Source organism: Methanosarcina spelaei (assembly GCF_002287235.1).
Classification (GTDB): domain Archaea; phylum Halobacteriota; class Methanosarcinia; order Methanosarcinales; family Methanosarcinaceae; genus Methanosarcina; species Methanosarcina spelaei.
The window spans coordinates 1-4310 of sequence record NZ_LMVP01000153.1; the positions used below are offsets into that span (position 1 = coordinate 1).

The 4310-nt window shown below is 39.2% G+C and carries 3 protein-coding genes and 2 pseudogenes; 3 read left to right on the forward strand and 2 right to left on the reverse strand.

The annotated features are described in order from the left end of the window. Nucleotides 1–26: 26 nt before the first annotated feature. Together ASJ81_RS24585 and ASJ81_RS24590 are read left to right on the forward strand one after the other, a co-directional pair. A pseudogene (locus ASJ81_RS24585) lies at nt 27–224 on the forward strand (IS630-like element ISMac13 family transposase); the annotation flags it as partial. A 185-nt stretch (nt 225–409) separates the two neighbouring features. Then, nucleotides 410–790, forward strand: a complete 381-nt coding sequence (locus ASJ81_RS24590) for a transposase (protein WP_170943261.1) — start codon at nt 410–412, stop codon at nt 788–790. A gap of 262 nt (nt 791–1052) precedes the next feature. Here the strand turns inward: ASJ81_RS24590 and ASJ81_RS24595 are convergent, their stop codons facing one another. Beyond that, nucleotides 1053–2726 (reverse strand): hypothetical protein, encoded by a 1674-nt coding sequence (locus ASJ81_RS24595; protein ID WP_095644215.1) that lies wholly within the window; start codon nt 2724–2726, stop codon nt 1053–1055. A gap of 4 nt (nt 2727–2730) precedes the next feature. After that, the gene (locus ASJ81_RS24600; RefSeq protein WP_095644216.1) at nt 2731–3519 is read right to left on the reverse strand and encodes an ABC transporter ATP-binding protein; all 789 of its coding nucleotides are present in this window, start codon (nt 3517–3519) and stop codon (nt 2731–2733) included. Between the two features lie 476 nt (nt 3520–3995). Between ASJ81_RS24600 and ASJ81_RS24605 the strand changes: the two are divergent. After that, nucleotides 3996–4280: pseudogene (locus ASJ81_RS24605) on the forward strand (DUF6444 domain-containing protein); the annotation flags it as partial. Nucleotides 4281–4310: the final 30 nt, after the last annotated feature.

Below are 4310 nucleotides of genomic sequence, written 5' to 3' on the forward strand. Positions count from 1 at the left end.
AGTGAAAAAAAGAAGAAATTAAAACCGTGATTATTTCCTACGATGAAAAACCAGGCATTCAAGCAATTGGAAATGTTTACCCAGATCTAATGCCGGTAGAAGGGCATTATTCTACAATAGCAAGAGATTATGAATACAAAAGACATGGAACTCTTTCACTATTAGCTGGAATTGATTTGATATCAGGAAGAATTCACTATAAAATATTTGAAAAACATCAAAGCAATTCAGTACCAAAATCCAGTGATGAACGTAGAATTAAAAATCACTATATTTTGAAAATGGACACAATCCTTTGAACACATCTTCTTGATTGAATTCTTTAGATATCGAATATTGAGGTTAATATAAGAAAGAATCCTTCCCGCAATTCAGTATTTCAATCGAAAAATCCAAAAATCACTGGATTTTGGATCAGAGCCATCAAAGCTGGGAATTTATACAATTCCTTAAAGAACTTGAGCTGATTTATCCAAAAGAAAAAATCAAAATTCTAATGGATAATTATAAAGTGCATACATCAGCAGAAACTCGAGAATACCTGGAAACTGTTCCAGATAAGTTTGAATTTATATTCACACCCAAACATGCTTCGTGGCTAAACATTATTGAAAGTTTTTTCAGTAAAATGGCAAGAAGCTTGCTGAGAGGAATAAGAGTAGAATCAATAACGGAATTAAGGGAAAGAATTAGTCAATATATAGACCAGATTAACGAAAAACCAGTAATTTTTAAATGGAAATATAAAATAGAAGAAAGAGATGAAATGCCTGGAAAAATTATAATCTAAAAGAAAGAGGAATTAATTAAGAATCAAAGCACTAGGTCAACTAGGCCAAGAATCCGTTTTGACTGCAAAATTCCCCAAAAAGATTACCGCACCAAATTCTTGATCAACAGGTTAGGTCTCTTTTGCGTTTCCCTTTAAAAGGTAATACTATCATCAAGAGCATTGGCAATACAGCATGATTACTGATTAAAGGTGCCGTGATCCGGGACAGAGTAAGAGTGGGCTGCAAACGTTTAACTCAAGTTTTCTCCAATATATTATGTCATATGGCGCCTTTAACTATTTCCTTCCAGGTGATGTTGAAACTTTTACACCATAATACCATGGTGATACCCAGCGACAGGACAATATTCAGAATCACTCCGAAAGGGACATAGGTAAGCAGCAGGTGAACAAGTGCGCATAACCCGCATACCAGCATTGAAATCAGCATAATTCCCATCCGGCTCATACCCTGCGTGACTTGAAAATCCCTATCGAAGGGGAGCTCCTTACGGTTCAATTTAAAAATCAATAGCAGAACCATAATCATATTTATAAATATCAAAATGAGATCGGGGATGATTTTTAAGCCACATAAGAGGACGAATATTAAGGCGATCAACAGGTAAATTGGAATGATATATTTGACTATAAAAGCCTTTAAAGCGCCTTTTAAAAGCGGAACAGGGCTTTCTGTGGGCAAAACCCGATAAATCCAGGCACCTCTGTAATTTTCGCTGGAGCTGATCATGGTGGCTGTAGAAGCCAGAATAACAGCGGACAAGTAAACAGCCAGATAAAGTTTGCTATTGGCAAGGTTAACTAAAATGTCAGACCAAGAAACCCTATTTCCTATTATTCCGGACAGCATTAAAAAGGGCATGACCAAGGCGAAAGTCAGCTGTGGATACAGCTGCAGCTTGAGTTTTCTTTCATTGGACAGCATATTCTGGGTAAATTGATAAAAAGCCTTTTCCATCCGGCTGAAGCAAAGCATGTTGGCGGCTGCCCGCTGTATTTTTACTCTGACGGCTGCACCTCTGTTAGCACGCATACTGCTGCTGTTCAATTTTTGCAGTTTGCCTTCAAAATAGGGAATAACCAGGGTCATGTATAAGACCGTAGCTGCGGTCGGGACGACGAGGGCGAGCAGGCTTAAAGCAATGAAGTACTGGCTGGAGTTGTGCTCGATGAACAGGCTGAAAGGGGCGGCGAACCAAGTGGTGGGAATGAGAAAATGCCACCAGGCGGGATGGAAGGTGACAGTAAGGAGCTTCAGGTTAAATATCCGCCCTATAAACTGGTAGCCTACAAGCATAAAAATCGAAAGTAGTATTTGAATATAATTGATCATATCCTTCAATTTCTCGCCGTCAAAAAAGGATAAAATAGCCATATACAAAATCGAAGTGAAAAATACTACCAGGCAACAGATCAACACCAGTTCGAACATGAAGATTAGAGCGAAGGCCACCCCGTACTTAAACAGCCCAACCAGCAGAGCCAATCCTGAAATACTCATGGTAATGGTGAAGAGGTAGATTACAATATGCAGTAATTTGGCTGTATTGATGGTTCTAGCGTCAACTGGGCGGGGCAGCAAGATGTTTTTATCTTTTACATCTAAGAGAACAGTAGAAAAGTCTGAAATCATGGTGGCCATCACCATAAATATAATGAGCCCAAAAGCTAGGTTCATTAGATAATAGAGTGGAAAAGGAACCAGCATCAGCAAGCCGATAAAAAACCCCAGAATTCCGTATGTAAATAGCGATGCTTTAAAGGAGTTACCGCTTTGGGTCTTTTTTTGATTGGTCAGAATGGTGGGCACCCGACGCTCGTCCATGGTGAGCTGTACCTGCAGAATCCGGCGCATGACGGGGTAATCAACCTCTATTTTCTTAAAGAGAAAAGAGAATTTGTCCAGCAATTTTAACACGGTGAAATCTTTCATGATACTATGCCTCGCCCAGCACAGCAATGAATTCATCAGCTATTTCTTTATGCCGGTTAAAACCGGTTAGTTGGTTGAAGATTTCTTCCAGGGATCCCTCACGGCATTTCTGGCTTAATTGATCAAATGAGCCATCGGCCACTATTTGCCCGTTATTTATCAGGATTATGCGGCTGCTTATCTTTTCCACCACGTCCATGATGTGCGAGGAGTAGAAAATGGTTTTTCCCTGGGCGGCTAGGTCAGTCATGATTTCCTTGAACACCATTACGCTGTTAGCGTCCAGCCCGCTTAAAGGCTCGTCAAAAAACAGGATGTCCGGATTGTGCAGGAGGCTGGATATTATTAGCAGCTTTTGCTTCATGCCTTTGGAATAGGAGGCGATGCGGGCGTGATACATATCGGCAATATCAAATAAGGCCATGAGCTTCTGAGCTTTCTGGTCTACCAGCTTGAATTCCATGCCGTACATTTCCCCGATAAATGTGAGGTATTCATAGGCGGTAAGGGTGTCATAGACCTCAGCTGTTTCGGGAACATAGCCAATTTTACGCTTGTATTCAATCCCACCGTCGGCTATGTCCTCCCCCAGGACTTTAACCTGCCCCTTAAAACCATCTACGAGGCCCAATATTATTTTTACCGTGGTGCTCTTGCCGGCGCCGTTGGGTCCAATGTAGCCAATGATTTCCCCTTGAAAGACATTCAGGTTGATACCGCGCAATACTTGATGGGTACCGTAGCTCATGGCTAGATCACGAATGGAGACCACTGCTTCTCCTTTAGTATTCATAGTGTCCCCTGCTTTAATTACCATAAAAGATATATTAATGTTCATTATCATATTTATAATAGAGTGTTTCTGTAAAAATAGACGAAATTGAATATTAAAGTATGAAAGATATGTAATTAAAAATATTTTATGGATTAACATCAGAATCTAAGCACTAGCAGTTCGGAAACAAAATCATCGGAGTACAAAATGGAAGCTCTGGTACAATGAAGAATAATCAAAGAAGGAATTTGCAATTGAAAATGACGAAAATAGGATAATCTAACATTATACTTCAGGCCAAAAGTACAGGCTTTTACGCTTTGTTCTATATGACTATCTATCTGAAAAATTACTCCTCAAAAACATCAGGCAAGAAATTTTTGAGGTTTTGAAAAATCTAAATTATTTGTTACTATTCAGGTAGCCTTTTTAGGGCTACACAATTTTTCCTCTTTTCGAGGAAAAATTGGATTTACAATGAGTTATTTCTATCTTTGATGAAACGTGAAGAGATTCTTGCTCTGTGTACTTCAAATCCTGAAGTTATTGCAACTTACATTGAGAGTCTTGAATCTCAAATAAAACAGCTTAGTGAAAAATTGCAAGTTTTAGAATCTCGCTTAAATCAAAATAGCAGAAACAGCAGTAAACCTCCTTCTACTGATTTTTTTGTCAAAGAAAAACCTAATCCCAAGAGTCTCCGTAAAAAGAGCGAAAAGAACCCTGGAGGTCAAGAAGGTCATCCAGGAACAACTCTTAAAATGGTTGATAATCCTGATTAGGTAATAGAGCATTCTTTGAACTGCTGC